Source organism: Corynebacterium sp. CCM 9203 (assembly GCF_041357675.1).
GTDB lineage: Bacteria > Actinomycetota > Actinomycetes > Mycobacteriales > Mycobacteriaceae > Corynebacterium.
The window spans coordinates 421,456-438,537 of sequence record NZ_JAUERY010000002.1 but is presented as its reverse complement, the minus strand read 5'-3'; the positions used below and the strand labels follow the sequence as shown (position 1 = coordinate 438,537).

Sequence of the window (17,082 nt, the reverse complement as noted above, 5' to 3'; positions counted from 1 at the left end):
AAAACTACAGTAGAGTTGGTTTTCGACTTTTGGTAGTGAACGTACACGTCGGGTTCTTTCTGGAAGCATACTTATGTGGTCCGAACCGGTGCGTCATGGGTATGTGACAACTGCGTTGTTTGGGCGTGAATGTCGATTTGGGAGATGGGGATGGTCTTGTGCTCAATGGTGTTAGTTAGTATAAGTGTGCTGGGGCGCAGTGTTTGGTGGATCTCGCTTCATCTACATGATGATTGTGGACCGCAGCCTCTGTTAGAACCGTCACGTCTCCGGTCCTGGGCGTCATCCTGTAGCCAAAACGATTGAGACTCCAACGCCGACAGTATCGTGTCGCTCGAGGTCAACCGGGGTGTACTTGCCAAACTCTCGGGTCAGTACCCCGTTGCTTAATCTGACATCCACCAGGCTTAACGTCTACGGTGTACCGTATTTTACCTCTCTACGTCAGCGCGTTACGCCTTCACGTGGGGTTTTTCTACCGGTTCCCCTAATTTATGTGGTTTCTAGCCCGCGACCTGTGTGGGGTAATGCATTCATGATGACGTGGCAGTGTAGATCTGCGGACATTGCTCCGATCTGTGGCGGTAGCGTTCGGTTACATGCCAGCCGTGAAGGTCTGGCTCGTTAAAATCCATCGCACACCAGTGTGGTGGATCATCGCGTGGTTGTCTCGGACGGAAGGCCGGACGCGCTGAGTTGTTCGTGTCAAATCAGTGACTCGTTGTTCTTTGGCAGTGTTTCCTCCGCGGCGTTTGCTTCGGATGAAAAAGTAACTTGAAACCAGATGACGGGTCGTTTCAAAAGACACAGAAAAGGTGATGGCTGCCGCTCCGATTGCGTGACCTTATGTGCCAACCGCTGGGGATGCGGTCGCATGATATGGTGCGACAGGCTATAGGGCACCGGTGTCGGCAATTCCGTTCTCAGCGAGCTTGGTTACGGACGGTTCGGAGAAGCGTGGCGGAAGGTCGGCTTTCCGCGGAAGATAGCTGTGCAGCGTCAGAATGCGTTTCCGTGTTCTGGGCACCCAAATCCTATTGGAGGACATGCAGCTCGCTAGACTAGTCAACGATCAATCGAGGATGGCTGTTGTCCCTGATGTCAGTATGATCGATTGACTTATATAGCATAGTCCGTCCGGCGGCGAAGTCCCCGGCCGGTTTGTGTGATCGGGGTGCCATTCTCATCGAGACGTGTCGCAGCATAGGGCATTCCACGCAGTTCATCGGGATTAAGGTCTCGTACTGTGTGAGTTCTCCGCAGATGTCCTATGTCGCGAACTAGACTAAAATGCCATCTACGCCAGCAATCTAAACTGGGTGGTATGTCCTCACAGTGGTTAGGGATTCGGAGCGACCTGTCATCCATTGGATGACTTTTGTCGACTCTGAGGACAGTGCCTACGGACTCACCTGCCCGGGATCTGGAAGAGCCCGAGGAAGACCTGATGCAGCAGTCCCCCGAGCGCGGCGAGTACTGCGAGCACGGCCATGATCCCGGTAAACGTCCCGGTGCTTGATCCGTCGGCGCGTGCGGAATCCCGGTCCGCGAGCGCGGCGTCACGTGCGGATTCAGCTTTGATACGGGCCTGCTCCGCGAGTTCCGCGGCGGCTTCTGCTTCGATCCGTGCTGCTTCGGCCCGCTCTGCCCGTACGGTGGCGTCTGTAGCTGTTTTCTCCGCTTCCGTGTGCGCCCGCTCGGCCGTGGTGAGTGCGGCCTCGAGGGCGGCGTGCGCCTGCTCTGCTGCGGCCAGCCGGGATTCGATTGCGGCCAGTGTTGCGGTGAGTGAGGTCACCTTTTCTTCGGCTGCGGCCAGTGCCTCCCGCGCGACGGTGAGTCGCTGTTCGAGTTCGGCAGTGTCGGCCGCATGCTCGGCTGCCGCCTCGGCGAGGGCCTCCTCAGCTGCTTCCGCGCGAGTTTTCTCCAGCGCGGCCGTATTTTCGGCTGCAGCCAGCTGTTCACGTACCGTCGCGAGTTCCCGGTGAGTCTCGGCCAGTGCATCCCGGGCCGCATCGCGGTCATCCCGGATGTCGTGGAAAGCCTGCCGCAGTCCCGCCAGCCGGACCTGTGCGAGCCGGTTTGCCCGGTAGCTGTGCAACTGGTCGGTCCCACCGTCTCCATTTCCCCAACTGCGTTTATTGGTGACGTAGATGGTGCCGTCCCCATCGAAGGAGATGTGGTTCGGCTTCGCGCCGGCATCGAGGTTGGCCACCGGAATGAGGGTGTCCGCATCGATCGCGGTGACTGTGCCACCGTCACGGTTACTCACGTAGAACAGATCGGTGACAGGCTCGTAGACCGCGGCCACGGCTTTGTCACCGGTCGCGATGTCTGCCAGTACATCTCCTGACTCCAGGTCGATGATGAGGACGTTTCCGGTGTCCTGATTCGCCACCGCGAGGTTTCCTCGTCCGATGTCGAGCGCCACGCCGGAGCCACGACGCATCACCTGCGGGTCCAGTTGGTATACCTCCGCATCGGAGGGATCCTCGATGTTGATCCGGAGTGCCGCCGGTTTGTCGAGGCTCACGGTGTAGAGGGTGTGCGTGGACTGGTCGTAGGCCGCGTCCATGGGCCGGGTGAAGCCCTCGGGGAGCGGAATCGTGCCAATCTTCGTGGGAGCGGTGGGATCGGAGCCGTCGTAGACGGTGATCCAACTATCATCCCGGCTGTACGGACTGGTGACGTACACGCGGTGGGTCGCGGAGTCCACGACCACGCTGCGTGGGTGGCCACCGTCGACCACCGGGAACTGGTGGATGAGGCTCAGGTTGTTGGCGTCGTAGACCGCGACGGTGCCGCCCATCGTGTTCGTCACCCAGAGAAGGTCATTGCTGTCGTCGATACCGATCCCGAACGCCTTGTACGCCTTGTAGTCGCCCTCGGCGGGTTCAGCGGGTTCAACTTCACCGAGGACCTCCAGTGTCGCCGGATCGACCTTCATGATCGCGGAGGGACTGCGAGTCTCCCGATCGAAGTGGGTCCGGGTGACGAACAGCGCTCCCTGGCGTGCGGAATACACCGACTGGTAGAGACCGCGGGGGAGTTCTCCGATGGTGACGTCGAACCCCTCTCCGCCGTAGGTGTCGTTCAGAGGGGCCACGACCGGGCCGTTCGTACGCAGCGGAGGCCCACCGTCAACGGTGTATCCGACGGTGATCGGCTTACCTATGATCGCCGGGTCTGTGGGAAGGGACACCGCCGTGGTTCGGGCGCGTCGATTTTCCGGGACGGTCACCGGTGTGGGCAGGAGGTTGGCGGAGTGTCCCTCGATGCCGACGTGATCGATGACGGCGCCTTCCGGGAGGTTGAACACCTCGACGGCCACCGCAGCCCCGAGGCGGGGCGCGGTCTCGGAGCCGGAGTCGGGGTCGTGCACGGTGATCCGCGGGTGGGACCGGTAGACCGTGGTCACGCTGTTGTCCCCGTCGCTGATGAGCAGGGTGTGCTCCTGTCCCGCGGTGAGGCGACTGGTGCTCAAGGTGTAAACGGTTCCTTTGAACGTGCCGTTCTCCGCGGTGACGGTGTCCACCAGGTTTCCGCCCCCGATGTCCCACTTCTGGGCTGTGCCGTCGACCTGCGCGGAGAGTACCGCCCCAGCCGGAAAACCTGTGACCTTCGTGCGGAGGACCGTGCCACCGGAGGACCACGTGAACGCATCGGTGACGACGATGGATGCGGTGCCCGCGGTGCTGGTCGACTCCGGTGCCGGGGCAGGCATGGCGGTGGCGTTACCGATGACGCCGATTCCCCCGGTGATGAGGGAGACTGTGACGATCCCGGCGAGAGCCCGCCGCCCGACCCGAAGCTGTGGTCTACCCATAGTGTGCTCCTCTTTCCCAACTGCGCTGTGACGACCCTGAATTGAAGATAAGTGGAGGCTAACCTAAAAGTATGGGTTGTGGCCAGGGGGTACCTGGAGCGGTGTGGCCGACCCCGCCCGAGCGCCCCGTGCCCCTGAAAGCCGGACGAAGGTCTAACATCTCCCGCATGGTGGAGGAGAGACCCGAATCGCACGTGCCCGGATACGTCCGACCGGGGCACGCGTTCAGACGCGTCGCCGGGGAACGCCGGGCCTGGCTCCCCGTGGCGCTCAGCATGTTCACGGTGGCTTGGGGTGGGAACGAGTTCACGCCACTGCTCGTGCTGTACCGCCAGGCTGGGGAATTCTCCCCGGTGTTCGTCGATCTCATGCTCGTCGCCTACGCCATCGGCGTCGCGGTGGGGCTGCTGGTCACCGGCCCGTTGACCGACCGGTACGGGCGACGCCCGATCATGCTGCCGGCCCCGATCCTCGCGGTGCTTGCTTCGGTGATCATTGCCCTCGCGGAGCACACGGCGGGGTGGATGACCATCGGGCGGTTCCTGTCCGGGCTCGCAGTCGGCATGGCGATGACGGGTGGCGGCTCGTGGGTGAAGGAACTCTCCTCGCCGCTGTTTGACCCGGGGGCCCGGCCCTCGTCGGGCGCGAAACGGGCGTCGATGGCATTGACCGCCGGGTTCGCCGTCGGCCCGGCGGTCGCCGGTGTTCTCGCGCAGTGGCTGCCCTGGCCCGGCCAGCTCTCCTTCGGTGTGCATGTGGTGCTGTCCCTGGTTCTGGTCCCCCTGCTCCTGACGATCCCGGAGACCCGGCAACCGGCGATCCACGCGAAGCGCCGGTCGGTACTGGATAGCTTGCGGGTCCCATCGTTGCGGAACCCCCGGTTCTACGCGGTGGTTCTACCCATCGCGCCCTGGGTGTTCGGCTCCGGGTTCACCGCCTACGCGACGCTGTCGGCACGCATGCAGGACCACGTCGCACACCCGTTGGCGTTCTCCGGTGCGATCACCCTGCTGACCCTGGGAGTCGGTTTCGCCATCCAGCAGGCGGCACCTGCGATTGCCGGAACCGGAGGGCCCCGCGGCCCGGTCGTTGCGATGGTGGCGACCATCGCGGGATTCGTTGGTGCTGTCGCGGTGGTGCTCAATCCGTCTGTGCCGGTGATGCTCGTGGCGTGCGTATTCCTCGGTCTCTCCTACGGGCTGTGCGTTTACACGGGCCTGTCGGAGGTGCAGCGGATGGCAGCCCCGAACGAGCTCGGTGCCCTGACCGGTATCTTCTACTGCTTCACCTACACCGGGATGGCGTTCCCGGCTCTGCTGACCAGACTCAGTGACTGGTTCAGCTACCCGCTGATGCTCGGTTTCGGGGCGGTGGTGGCCATGATCGTGCTGGCCGTGGTGAGCGTGACGGGGCGCCGGTTCTGATGGTGGTATCCCCCGGTGGCGCTAGCCTAGCGGCGCCGCAGGAGCTTCACACCGATTCCCACGGCGATGATGCTGAGGACGACGATCAGGGCGACGACGTTGTCGATACCGGCCGCGAACTGCGCAACCCGGTTCTGTAGCCGGAACTGGGTTTCGGTGTCCAGCAGGGTCGGTAGAGCGGAGGTTCCGTGGCTGGTGAGGAAGAGGGCACCTATACCGATGAACAGAAAGCCGGCGGCGATGCTGAGTGTGTTCGTATGGATCGGGCCGATGTGTATCTCCCGGCCCCGGAGCCAAGAGGCCCGGCCGAGGTCGAAGCGGTCCCACAGGAGAGCCAGAAGAAACAGTGGGACGGTCATGCCGAGGGCGTAGCAGGCCATGACGAGCGCGCCGTAGACGGCGGACCCGCCGAGCGCCGAAGTAGCGAGCACCGCCCCGAGGAGGGGACCGGCGCAGAAACCGGCGAAGCCGTAGACCGCCCCGAGCGCGAACACGGGCAGCCATCCGGTACCGCGGATCCGGTTGTTCATGGTGGAGAGGCCCGGGATGCGGAATCCCAGGCCCAGGAGGGACCAGAAACCGAAGGCGATCATCACCCAACCAGCCACGGCGATGACGGTGTCCCGGTGCTGGGTGAACAAGGAACTGAATCCACCGATTCCCGCGCCGACCGGGACGAGTACTGCGGCGAGTCCTGCGAAGAACACGGCGGTCCGTGCCACGAGCTGGCGTTTCGAGCTGAACGCGTAGGCGAAGAATGCGGGGAGAAGGAGCGCCGAGCAGGGGCTCAGGATGGAGAGTGCCCCGCCGAGGAACGCCCCGACTATGCCGATCGACAGCACTGTTAACGGGCCTCCTGTGCTGTCAATTCAGCCGAGGAACGGGTGTCGGCATCAGGAACCGTGTTCTCCCCGTCGGCCACGCGTTGGAGCTCTGTATTGATGACCTCCTCGAACACCTCAAGGGGTTGTGCGCCACCGATGAAGGTCTCTCCGATCACGAAACCGGGGGTTCCGCTCACACCGATACCGCTGGCGTAGGCACGGGCGTTGGCGATTGCTTCGTCGTATTTGTCGCTGGTCGCGTCCGCACGGAACTTCTCCATGTCCGGTACCCCGGCTTCTTTGGCGAAGCGGATGAAATCTTCGATCCCGTAGTTTGGGTGGCCGGACGTGTCCTTCGAGGAGGTGTAGAGAGCGTGCTTGAATTCGATGAACTTGCCCTGCTCTGCGGCGGCCCGTCCGGCCCGCGCCGCGGCTTCGGCGTTGGGGCCGTTGATCGGAAGATCATTCCATTCCATGCGCACCAGACCGGTGTCGACGTATTTGCTCAGGATCGTCGGTTCCGTGTTATTGGCGAACAGTGAGCAGAACGGGCACTCGAAGTCGGAGAACTCGGAGATGACGACGGGGGCGTCGATCGCGCCGATGGCGAAGGGATCGTGGACGTTGCGGCGGTGGATGTTGAGGATGTCCGATTGGGCCTGCAGCGGACCCCGCGGACCCCAGAACAGGGCATCGTAGCTGCCGTCGGACAGCTTCTTCGGTCCGCTACCGCGCGTCCCGTCTGCACCAGCTTTGACCGCATTGACGACGTCATCGTAGGACGGCGAGGAACCTGTTGTGGCCCCGGTGTTGTTCTCCGGGGCTGCGGTCGTGCCGATTGTGGCGGATGTGGTGGGATGATCTGCGGTGCGGTCTCCGATGACGTAGCCGACCAGACCCGCGATGATGACGAGAAGTGCGGTGAAGGCCCACAGCATCGGGGGGATTTGATTCGTTGTGGTTTCGGCGGATGCGGGGACGGAGGTGTTTTCTGTTGCGGTGGTCTCCGCATTCTCGTCGGACACGAGGGGCTCCTTCTCTGAGGGGCTTGGTGTGATGAATCGGTCAGTGTCTCATTGTCCACGATCGGTGGCGAAAACCAATCGGTCTGATCCGCTACACGGACGGATACTCGTCCTCCGGGCGGACGGCATTGCGCAGGGCGATGGCCCGCGCGAGACGTGCGTAGCGCAAGTCCTGTTCACGGAACCGCACCCACGCGCTCAAGGTGGTGAACATGAAAGCCACGGTCAGCGCATAGAGCAGCAGATCCGTGCCCCGGTCCACACCGACCCAGTTCGCCACCACCGTCAGATCATCCGGGCGGAGGACCGCCCAGATCGCTGCGAAAATGAACAGGATGAACCCGATCTTCACCCCAGCCTTGGCACGGGCCTTTCGCCGGTTGGACAAGAAGTACACGACGAGTGCGGTCGTGCAGACGAGGAGCAGGATCTGGATGAGCAGTTGTCCGGTGATCACGGGAGCCTCCTGGCGAGCAGTCCGTCGGCCAGGATGTTGACACCGTTGATCAGCGACTGGCCCTTACTCATCGAATATTCGGTGTAGAGGATGTCCACGGGCTGTTCGGCGACACGCCAACCGCGTTCATCGATCTGGGTGACGAACTCGCTGGCGTGGCTCATTCCGTTCATCCGGATGTTCAATTCCTCGGCAACCCGACGGTTGAATACGCGCAATCCATTGTGGGCGTCGGTGAGTCCCATCCGCTTCGCCCGGGGGGACAGCATCACCACCGTTCGCAGGACGACGCGTTTGAGCAGCGGAACCTGATCTCCCTCGCTGCGTGGCCTGCCGAAGCGAGTGCCGACGACGATGTCCAACGGCTCGGTGCGCAGCCGTTGGAGCATGGCCACGACATCCTTCACCTGGTGCTGCCCGTCGGCGTCGAAGGTGACGAAGTAGCGGGAGCCGGGCTGAGCTCGGGCATATTCGACACCCGTCTGGATCGCTGCACCCTGGCCGAGATTCACCGGATGATTGATCAGGTGTGCACCGGCGGCGTGGATGGCGATGTCGGAATCATCGGCGGAGCCGTCGTTGATCGCGACGATGTTGGGGAACGTCTCGCGGGCGGCGCGGATGACATCCCCGATGACGGTTGCTTCGTTGTAGCAGGGCATGACGAGCCAGGTGTCCCGGTAATCCGGGGTCGTGGCACCGCCGACGCCTGCGGTATCCGGTGAAACTGTGTCGGGAGATTCCATGATGGTGAACATGCTAGCCGACGGTGGGAGAGGTACAGGTGAGCGCCGGTGCACGGGGGAGAAGAGATGCAGGGGGAATGCCCCCGCTCGCGGCGTCCGCTCAGTCTCCTCTGTGGAAGAGCGTCCGGTACACCGATTTCAGCAGTCGTGGCGGTAATGCGCGGTAGAGGGTCCGCACCCCGAGATTGAGTACCGCTCGCCCACGCCCCACCAGGCCATAATCGACGAGGTTGCGCTGCATCTGGCGCTCGGCGGTGAACATTCCCCGTCCTGTGCGTCGGGCGAACATCTCATCACCCGTCCGAAACCTGGTCAATGGCTCAGGAAGGTTGTGGAAGCGCGCCCCTCCGGTGAGCATCCGCGCCCACAGGTCGTAGTCCTCCATGAAGTGGACGTCCCGGTAACCCCCCGCCCGGCGGACGGCACTGGTCCGCAGCATCACACTTGGATGGTTGACAGGTGTGTTGATGCGTGCGTACCGGGCGATTGCGTCGTGATCCTCCGGCAGGGTGCGTACCCCGGTGATCGTGTCCGGATCATCATCGGTGAACTCGGACATAGCGGTACCCAGTACATCGATCTCCGGGTGCTCCGCGAGGTAAGTGAGTTGTACGGCGAACCGCTCAGGTTCCGCGATGTCGTCCGCGTCGAGGCGAGCGAAGTAGTCCGTGTCGATCTCATCCAGCGCGGACTGGGACGCCGGACCCAGCCCCCGGTTCACCGGCAACTCAAGTTGCCGGGCGGACGGATTCTCCGCGAGGAAATCCGCCACCACCGTTGCGACGTCGTCCGGGACGGGACCGTCCCGGACGATGAGGATCTCCTCCGCCGGGCGGGTCTGTCCCGCCACCGAATCGAGGGCCTGCCTCAGATGGTCCGGGTTGTTTCCGTGGTAGACGGTGACGAGGGCGGTGAGCGTCGGCATGTGGTCAGCGTACCAGTGGCGCGGCACCCTGACGCAGGCCCGTGACGTGCACCAGGGCACCGGCGACAGGACCGATGACCAGTGCGAGACAGACATTCATCGCCAGGGGGAACGGGGCCAGGAAGACACCGAAGGCGACCATGCTTCCGGTCACCCATCCCGCCACATATCGGTTGTGCCGGTTGACCGCGAGCGTCGCGGTCCCGGTGATCATGAGCACCCCCGTGCAGGCAGCGCCGAACGTGAGCGCGGCGAGGACCGGACCCGGCACGACGAACCCGGCGCTGAAGAACACCCCCATGATCCACGGGCCGAGCAGCCAGGCAGCCACTGCACCGAGCACCCCGACACCGAACACCGCACTCAACGGCTTACGCAGCGCACCGAGCAGATCAGCGGAGTTCTCCACGAAATGCACGATCAGGGCTGACTGGAACCGTTGCAACGGTACGAGGATGGGGGCTCGGGTGAGCATCACCGCGAGCATGATTCCATCGACCGTGGTGTCCAGGCCCGCGTCCACGGAATCTCCGGCGACGGCCTTGACGAAGGTCGGAAACCCCACGATGAGCAGCGCCGTTGCCCCAGTGGCGAGCATTGCCGAGACAGCATTACGGACGAACCGCCCGGTACGCACGTCTGCGCCTGAACGCAGGGCAGCCCGCGCATCGGCAGACATCCCCAGAATGACCAGCCACGTCGCTGCCCCGAGCACGGTGACCACGAGGAATACCGGCAGGCCCCAGCCCAGTGGCCAGGCGACCAGCACGAGGACGAGCCGAACCCCCGAATCCACCGCCATCAGCCAGGCGTACTGCGCCCACAGGCCACATCCGGACAACACACCCGATAACACTGCCTGATAGGTGTAGCTGACCAGGCCGACGGCCAGCAGCACCACCGCCAGTCCGTGATCCTCGACCAGAAGCCGGGGTGCCCACAACGGGCCTGCAGTGACGAGGACGAGTGCAACGATGATTCCCACCATCCCGGCAACCCGGAACGGGCGGGCACCCCGTGACGGTGCTCCCTCGTCGGTCCGGGCACCGGCGACCGCCCGGGTCGTTTCCTGCATCAGACCGTCAACGACCCCGGCGAGCGCGAAGAACAGGCTCCAGAACGCCATAAACTGACCGAAACGCTGCACTCCCAGTGCCCAGGATGCGACGGTCAGGATGATGAAGCCACTGGCCGCGGCGAACACCGTCGCCAGGCTCAGCGCGCGCATCAGCCCGCGCTCCGGGTCCGGGACCGCGGCTCCGGGAATGGTGGCAGTGCCACGTTATGTAACCACGAATTCCACAACCCAGTCAGCGTGTCGACGGGCACCCCGACCTCCGTGCAGGCGGCCGACATCACCGTCCGTAGATCGATCGGTTCCACCACAGAATGCCGGTTCGCCGCCGTGTACCGGCGGATCGCCGCGAAGAAGACGGCGTCATCGTCGATCAGACACCGCAGGGCGTGCACGACTAGCGCCCCACGCTTGTACACCCGGTCATCGAACATCAGCGTCGGACCCGGGTCAGCGAGCAAAAGATCATTCGGCAGCCGGGTCAACACCCGGTAATGCCGACGGGCCGGCTCCGCAGCGGGCACCCCGGTCGAATGCTCGAACCACAGCCACTCCGCGTAGCACGCGAAGCCCTCGTTCAGCCAGATGTCGTTCCACTGCGCCAGACCCAGGGAATTACCGAACCACTGGTGCGACAACTCATGCGCGATGAGTCGCTCCTGTTCCTTCCGGCCGTCGACATGATTTGAACCGAAGATGCTCAGGCCCTGGGCCTCCAGTGGAATCTCGAGGTCATCCTCGGTCACCACGACCCGGTAACTGGCGAACGGGTACGGGCCGAATAATCGGGTGTACAGGCGCATCATCTCGACCTGATCCGCGAACTCGACCCGCGCCGCCGGAGCGGTCCCTGCGGGAAGGAACACGGACACCGGAACGGGCGCAGGAGCTGCGGAAGGGGCGGGCGTCGACAAGCGAGGATCGAAGTCGGCGGCATCGAACTCCGTGTACTGACCGACCTGGACGGTCGCCAGGTAGGTCGCCATCACGTGCTCCGTCCGGTAGTGCCACGACGTCCGTGACCCCGCCCGGCGCCGCTCCACGAGCTCCCCGTTGCACACCACCACGTAGGGATTGTCCGCTGAGACGATGATGTCGTAGCGGGCCTTCTCGTCCGGGGTGTCATCACAGGGGAACCAGCTTGGCGCGCCACACGGCTGCGACGCTACCAGGGAACCGTTCTCCAGCTCCTCCCAGCCGAGCGTCCCCCAGGGGCTGCGCACCGGGCGTGGCGAACCGGAATACGTGATCGACAGTGTGAATTCACTGTCCACCGGGATCTCCGAGTCGAAGGTCAGCAGCAGCTTGCCACGAGCGTGCCGCCACCGGGCCACCTCGACGCGCACCGCGCCCGATCCACTCGTGGTGATCTTGGCCACCTTCAGTGACGGCCCCAGATCGAGGGTCAGTTGTTTCAACGGCAGATAGTTCACCATCTCCAGCGTCGCGGAACCCGCGAGACGGTTCGATTCGACCCGATAGTCCAGGTCAAGACGGTAATGCCGGATGTGGAACCCCAGATTGAAGTCGACCCCGGTGTAGGAATCGCGGGTCCCCGGGATCGGGGAATTGCGCAGGCGTTGGCTAGTCATCGTGAGCGGATGATACCGCGCCGGGAGGCACGTGTCCGACCTGACGATCCAGCCAGGCGAAGATCATCGACGACAATCGGGCCCGCTGGGCACTGTCCGCCGCACCGCCGTGCCCGCCCTCGGTGTTCTCGTAGTAGTCCACGGGCTGCCCCGCATCCGTGAGCGCCGCGGCGAACAGTCGCGCATGGGCGGGGTGCACGCGGTCATCGCGTGTCGACGTTGTGACCAACGCCGGTGGATAGGGCCGCTGTGCCCGTGGCGTGACATTGTGCAGTGGGGAATACTGCTTCAGCACCTCGCGGAACTCCGGATCATCCGGGTCCCCGTACTCGGCGGTCCAACTCGCGCCGGCCGACATGCGGTGATAGCGGAGCATGTCCGTGAGTGGCACCTGCACCACCGCTGCCCCGAAGCGCTCCGGATACCGGGTCAGGGCCACCGCCGTCACCAGACCACCGTTGGATCCGCCCCACACGGCTAGCTGCTCCGGGGTGGTGTAGCCGCGCTCGACCAGATCCATCAGCACGGCCTCGTGATCCTCGTGGACCCGCAGCCGGTTGATGCCCGTCGCGCCACTGTGCCAGGCAGGGCCGAACTCACCACCACCACGCAGATTCGCCTGCACGAACAACCGGTCCCGCTCCAACCAGCCGACCCCCGTCGAACCGAGATAATCGGGTAGGAGAGACACCTCGAAACCGCCATAGGCGTAGACCAGGCACGGGCGTGGTTGAATGTCGCTCCCGTCCGCGCCGTCGGCGAAACGTCCCGTGATGAAGTAGGGGATCAGCGTGCCGTCGGCGGACCGGGCATGGTGCTGCCGGGTACTGAGACCGTCGGCGTCGAACGCCTCCGGTGCGCGATATACCGTGTGCAACTCCAACGATCCGGGGCCATCCGAGAGATCACCACACAGCAGTTTCACAGGCTCCGTGAAGGACCGGGCCGCCAGCCAGACCTGATCGTCATCCAGCGGCGCGGTGTCCACCACGCTGACCGTCGCCAGGTCAGGTACCTCCAGCTTCGTGAGCCCAGATGCCGGATCGCCCAGCGGCGCGGAGAACAGAATCGTCGCCACCGTGTCACTCACCGTCAGGATGAGGTGGTTACGGGTCACCGATAACCCTTCCAGGGCACTCGACGGTGACGGGGTGAACACACAATCCAGCGTGTGATCCCCACCGAGGTAGGCATCCAGGTCCGTGACCCCCAGGCCACCGTCCGGAACACCGCCGAACCCCGTGCGGGGGCACACGAAGAGTTTCCCCCGGTGCACCGACACCGCACAGTCCTCTGGTACCTCGATGATCTGGAGCCCGGCATCCGTTTCCACGAAGGTCCGCTGCCGGTAGAAATCGAGTGTGCGGCGCACGAACAGGCGTTCATGTCCCGGTGTCGTGTCCGCCCACCCTGTCGTGGTGATGTCCGACTCCGGTCCAGCGAAATACAGTTCTGCTTCGGAGAGCGGGACACCACGCCGCCACCGCAGCACCCGGGAGGGATAACCGGACTCGGTGAGAGAACCCGCGCCCGTGTTGGTTCCGAGGAAGATGGTGTCCCGGTCGATCCAGCTCACCGTCGTTTTCGCTTCCGGAACGGTGAACGGATGATCCGTGACGAAATCCATTGTGTTGAGGTCGAACTCGCGGATAACCACCGCATCCGCCCCGCCTCGGGACAGTCGCACCAGAGCCCGGTCGTGATCAGGGGAACGGACGTGGGCACCCCGCCACACCCAGTTCTCATCCTCGGCATCGGCCAGGGAGTCGAGGTCCAGGAGGATCTCCCACACCGGAGACCCAGCACGATAGTCCTCCAGTCGCGTCCGTCGCCACAGGCCACGGGTGTGCTCCGCGTCCCGCCAGAAGTTGTACACGTGCCCGCCACGCCGACTCGGAAACGCGATCCGGTCGTTAGTATCCAGGACCCCACGGATGCGGGACTCCAGTGCGGCGCGATCCACCGTGGCATCCGGAGCGTCGAGAAGCGCCACGGTGTCGTCGGTGTGCTCCGCAGCCCAGGCGAGAGCTGTGGGGGAATGGATCGGTTCCAGCTCCGGGTGAAGGGAGGCCGGGGCGCCGAAGTCTGCCGGGTCGGTGGTCTGGGTCATGCTCGTCATCGTACCGGCCGACGGGAGCAGGAAACCCGCCGTCCGGAAGGGAACGACGGGCTTCGTGGAACGTCGGGGCCTAGCCTGCGGCAGGGCTGGCACCGGGTAGATCGGTGATCTCGAGGGGAGCGGGGTTGCGGAGCTCCTCGATGATCTTGTTGACGTCGATGGTGCCGGGGTCAACGGCCTTCTCGACATCTGCGGGTGTCATGACTTCCGCGTTCGCGGCACGCCTATCGGCATCGGTGATCTCGTTGTCCAGGCCGAAGGCCTTGGAGAACGTCACCCAGGAACCACGGAGATCCTGCTGCCAGTACGGCCAGGAGTGGGTGCCGGTTGGGCGGAAGTTGAAGTCCGCCGGAATACCCTCGGCATCGAGCTTGGCTTTGAGGTCGTGGGTGCACTTGTTCGTGGCAGCCTCAATCAGGCCGCCTTCGATCACCAGGGTTGCGACTGTGGAGGAACCACGCCCGGCACTCCACAGGTCACTCTGTCCGGCGAGACCGGAGGCATTGGACACGTAGATCGCGGTGCCCTTGAGCGCCGCTGCATTGATGAGAGCATCGTTGTACGTCCACAGTTTGGAACCGAGCGGGCCCCACATCTGTTCCTTGGTGGCACCGCCCCTACCGAGCGTCACATCAATGAATGTCGGCCCGAACCCGTTCGAGGTTTCGGCGCAGCCGGAGAACGACCCGACTGCGTCATAGAAGCCCTGATTGTGCTCCGCGAGCAGCAGCGAGGACGTCGCCGTCATCGACATCCCGACGATTGCGCGCTTGCCGGAGGTGTTCAGTGCGGTTTCCAGGGGGCCCGGAAGTTCCTTGGTCAGGAATGTCTCCCAGGTCTGCTTTCCACCCAGGCTCTCAACGTCCTCCACCCAGTCGGTGTAGTACGAGAACTTTCCCTGCATTGGGATGGCCACGTTGACGTTCTTGTCCAGATAGAACTTGAGTGCATCGGACTGCATGACCCAGTTCGCGCGCCCTTCGCCTCCGTCTCCACCGTTGAGGAGGTAGATGATCGGACGCGGCCCGGCGGACTCATCGGCTTTGACGATGACGAACGGAACCTGACGGTCCATCGACGGAGAGTACGCCCACCATTCCGCGACGCGGCCCTTGTATTCCCTGTTGTACGCCTGGACCAGCTCGCGCCAGGCGAGGGCTTTGTTTCCGTCGTAGGCGGTACCGGGTTCGCCGATGTCGAGGGGTCCCTGGGTGATCTGGGCGGGAGGGAGTCCGTCGTTGACATCCTCGGGAGTTAGTTCAGCGGCCGCTGCGACGGGTGCGGTGAGAACCACGGATGCAGGGGTGACCAGAAGGGACACAGCGAGAGCGGTGGCTGTGACGGGGGAAGAGATGCGGTGGTGAAGGTTCACGGTGGAGCCAATCGGTCGTCGGGATGGAAGAAATGTGCGGGTCCGGTGGAGGACACCGGAAAATGAAACGTCCGGCCATCGGGGAACTGATGGCCGGATGGGTTTCTATTCGTCGAGGCCGAAGGCTCGGGCAAAGACGGGCCAGGAGTCACGGAGATCCTGCTGCCAGTAACCCCACGAGTGGGTTCCGGTCGGACGGAAGTTGAAGTTTCCGGGAACTCCCTGAGAATCCATCTTCACCTTCAGGTCGTGAGTGCACATGTTGGTGGCACCCTCAATGATGCCCCCGTTGACGACATGGATGAAGACGTTGAGCGGCTCGCCACCCGTCCACGGGGAGGTCCAGAGATCCTCGGTACCGGCGTAACCGGAGGCGTTGGAGACGTAGACCTCGGTGCCGCGGAGCTTGTCGGCGTTGATGAGGGCGTCGTTGTAGTGCCAGTTCGGGGTACCGAGTGGGCCCCACATCTGTTCCGGCGTGGCCCCGCCTCGGTTGAGAGTGAGCCGGATGTACTCGGGGGCGAGTCCACGGGAGGTTTCGGCGCAGCCGGAGAAAGAACCGACGGCGTCGTAGAAACCGGGATTGTGCTGGGCCAGGAGGAGCGAGGAGGTGGCCGACATCGACATACCGGCGATCGCGCGCCTGTTGGTTGCCCCCAATTTCGTTTCGAGGGGTCCGGGAAGTTCCTTCGTCAGGAACGTCTCCCAGGTCTGCTTGCCGCCGAGCGCGGGGACGTCCTCGACCCAGTCGGTGTAGTAGGAGAACTTGCCCTGCATCGGGATGACGACGTTGACGTTTTTCGTCAGGTAGTAGTCGATCACATCGGTCTGCATGATCCAGTTCGCTCGACCCTCGCCGCCGTCGCCGCCGTTGAGAAGGTAGATGACCGGGCGGGGACCTGCAGTCGGATCGGCCTTGATAACGACGAGCGGAATGTCCCGGTTCATCGAGGGAGAGTGAGCCCACATCTCGACGACCCGACTGTTATCGTATTCGCTGATCTTGTCACGCCAGATCAGCGAGGTGTTGCCATCATAGGCGGTTCCAGCCTCGACATCGCGGGGCCCCTCGGTGACGGTGGCGCGGGGGGTGTCTCCCGCCACCTGTGCCGGGGTGAGATCGGAGGCCAGTGCAACGGGGGCGGTAAGCGTCATACCCGTCACGGCTGCGGCGGACAGGGCTAGAGCTGCGACCGGGGCCGCGATGCGTCGGAGATTCCTCATGAATGTTCCTTGTTGTAGTCGTGCGCTGTATCGGGGAATGTCTTCCCGGCCGCTGCGTCCCGCTCCGGGATGCGGGGCAGTCGGCTGCGTCGTCTCCGTCATCCCTGGGCGAACTTCGGGATGGTGTCGGTTGACCGGATCTGACGGGTATGTCGTGGATCGTCACCCAAACGTTAGCACTCCGTGTCCGAGCGGTGCCCCACCCGGATTTTGTGGGGGAATCCAGTGCAGGGGCGGAAACGTGGTGGCGTGACGGGGTGTTCCGGAAACGCTCGGCACCCGCATCGTACGACAGCGGAGCCGCGTCTCAGCGTGTGTCTTCAAGTTACTGGTGTTGTTAATGTGACACAAGGGGCAATCGCACCCGGGCTGTTCCGCCTTTGTGGCGGATGCCCCGTGTCCATCGCGCATAGCTGGGCGGGTCGATACCCCGTCGGGCGTAACGTCGTAGACACCTCGTCCGTATACACCGGACA

The 17,082-nt window shown here is 63.8% G+C and carries 12 protein-coding genes; 1 reads left to right on the top strand and 11 read right to left on the bottom strand.

What is annotated here, in order from left to right:
• Positions 1 to 1,408: 1,408 nt before the first annotated feature.
• Positions 1,409 to 3,823 (bottom strand): YncE family protein, encoded by a 2,415-nt coding sequence (locus tag QWU44_RS05330; protein WP_370914652.1) that lies wholly within the window; start codon positions 3,821 to 3,823, stop codon positions 1,409 to 1,411.
• Positions 3,824 to 4,098: 275 nt separating this feature from the next.
• Between QWU44_RS05330 and QWU44_RS05325 the strand changes: the two genes are divergently transcribed.
• Entirely contained in the window at positions 4,099 to 5,247 is a 1,149-nt protein-coding gene (locus QWU44_RS05325; protein ID WP_370914911.1) for an MFS transporter, read from the top strand.
• Positions 5,248 to 5,273: 26 nt separating this feature from the next.
• Here QWU44_RS05325 and QWU44_RS05320 read toward each other — a convergent pair whose 3' ends face one another.
• The 10 genes from QWU44_RS05320 to QWU44_RS05275 form a co-directional block, all read right to left on the bottom strand.
• Complete coding sequence (locus QWU44_RS05320) at positions 5,274 to 6,089, bottom strand: cytochrome c biogenesis CcdA family protein (protein WP_370914651.1); 816 nt, start codon at positions 6,087 to 6,089, stop codon at positions 5,274 to 5,276.
• Positions 6,090 to 6,091: 2 nt separating this feature from the next.
• Positions 6,092 to 7,009: a DsbA family protein gene (locus QWU44_RS05315; RefSeq protein WP_370914910.1), complete on the bottom strand. Its 918-nt coding sequence runs from the start codon at positions 7,007 to 7,009 to the stop codon at positions 6,092 to 6,094.
• Positions 7,010 to 7,187: 178 nt separating this feature from the next.
• Positions 7,188 to 7,550, bottom strand: a complete 363-nt coding sequence (locus tag QWU44_RS05310; RefSeq protein WP_370914909.1) for a DUF2304 domain-containing protein — start codon at positions 7,548 to 7,550, stop codon at positions 7,188 to 7,190.
• Complete coding sequence (locus QWU44_RS05305; protein ID WP_232958759.1) at positions 7,550 to 8,215, bottom strand: glycosyltransferase family 2 protein; 666 nt, start codon at positions 8,213 to 8,215, stop codon at positions 7,550 to 7,552. Before QWU44_RS05305 ends, QWU44_RS05310 begins: the two co-directional genes overlap by 1 nt.
• 184 nt (positions 8,216 to 8,399) lie before the next feature.
• Positions 8,400 to 9,224, bottom strand: a complete 825-nt coding sequence (locus tag QWU44_RS05300; RefSeq protein ID WP_370914650.1) for a glycosyltransferase — start codon at positions 9,222 to 9,224, stop codon at positions 8,400 to 8,402.
• A 4-nt stretch (positions 9,225 to 9,228) separates the two neighbouring features.
• Positions 9,229 to 10,452, bottom strand: coding sequence for a lipopolysaccharide biosynthesis protein (locus QWU44_RS05295; RefSeq protein ID WP_370914649.1), 1,224 nt, complete (start codon positions 10,450 to 10,452; stop codon positions 9,229 to 9,231).
• Positions 10,452 to 11,891 carry a M1 family metallopeptidase gene (locus QWU44_RS05290; RefSeq protein ID WP_370914648.1) on the bottom strand — a complete coding sequence of 480 codons (1,440 nt, stop codon included), beginning with the start codon at positions 11,889 to 11,891 and terminating at the stop codon, positions 10,452 to 10,454. Before QWU44_RS05290 ends, QWU44_RS05295 begins: the two co-directional genes overlap by 1 nt.
• Positions 11,884 to 14,001, bottom strand: a complete 2,118-nt coding sequence (locus QWU44_RS05285) for a prolyl oligopeptidase family protein (protein ID WP_370914647.1) — start codon at positions 13,999 to 14,001, stop codon at positions 11,884 to 11,886. The genes QWU44_RS05290 and QWU44_RS05285 overlap by 8 nt, the downstream gene beginning before the upstream one ends.
• A 79-nt stretch (positions 14,002 to 14,080) precedes the next feature.
• Complete coding sequence (locus QWU44_RS05280) at positions 14,081 to 15,382, bottom strand: alpha/beta hydrolase (protein WP_370914646.1); 1,302 nt, start codon at positions 15,380 to 15,382, stop codon at positions 14,081 to 14,083.
• A gap of 105 nt (positions 15,383 to 15,487) precedes the next feature.
• A complete protein-coding gene (locus tag QWU44_RS05275; protein ID WP_370914645.1) occupies positions 15,488 to 16,606 on the bottom strand; it encodes an alpha/beta hydrolase in 1,119 nt (372 codons plus the stop codon).
• Positions 16,607 to 17,082 lie beyond the last annotated feature (476 nt).

Coding starts and splice junctions, on each gene's coding strand:
- QWU44_RS05330 (WP_370914652.1), bottom strand. CDS start 3,823: ATGGGTAGACCACAGCTTCGGGTCGGGCGGCGGGCTCTCGCCGGGATC.
- QWU44_RS05325 (WP_370914911.1), top strand. CDS start 4,099: ATGTTCACGGTGGCTTGGGGTGGGAACGAGTTCACGCCACTGCTCGTG.
- QWU44_RS05315 (WP_370914910.1), bottom strand. CDS start 7,009: ATGCTGTGGGCCTTCACCGCACTTCTCGTCATCATCGCGGGTCTGGTC.
- QWU44_RS05305 (WP_232958759.1), bottom strand. CDS start 8,215: ATGCCCTGCTACAACGAAGCAACCGTCATCGGGGATGTCATCCGCGCC.
- QWU44_RS05300 (WP_370914650.1), bottom strand. CDS start 9,224: ATGCCGACGCTCACCGCCCTCGTCACCGTCTACCACGGAAACAACCCG.
- QWU44_RS05295 (WP_370914649.1), bottom strand. CDS start 10,452: ATGCGCGCGCTGAGCCTGGCGACGGTGTTCGCCGCGGCCAGTGGCTTC.
- QWU44_RS05290 (WP_370914648.1), bottom strand. CDS start 11,891: ATGACTAGCCAACGCCTGCGCAATTCCCCGATCCCGGGGACCCGCGAT.
- QWU44_RS05285 (WP_370914647.1), bottom strand. CDS start 14,001: ATGACCCAGACCACCGACCCGGCAGACTTCGGCGCCCCGGCCTCCCTT.
- QWU44_RS05275 (WP_370914645.1), bottom strand. CDS start 16,606: ATGAGGAATCTCCGACGCATCGCGGCCCCGGTCGCAGCTCTAGCCCTG.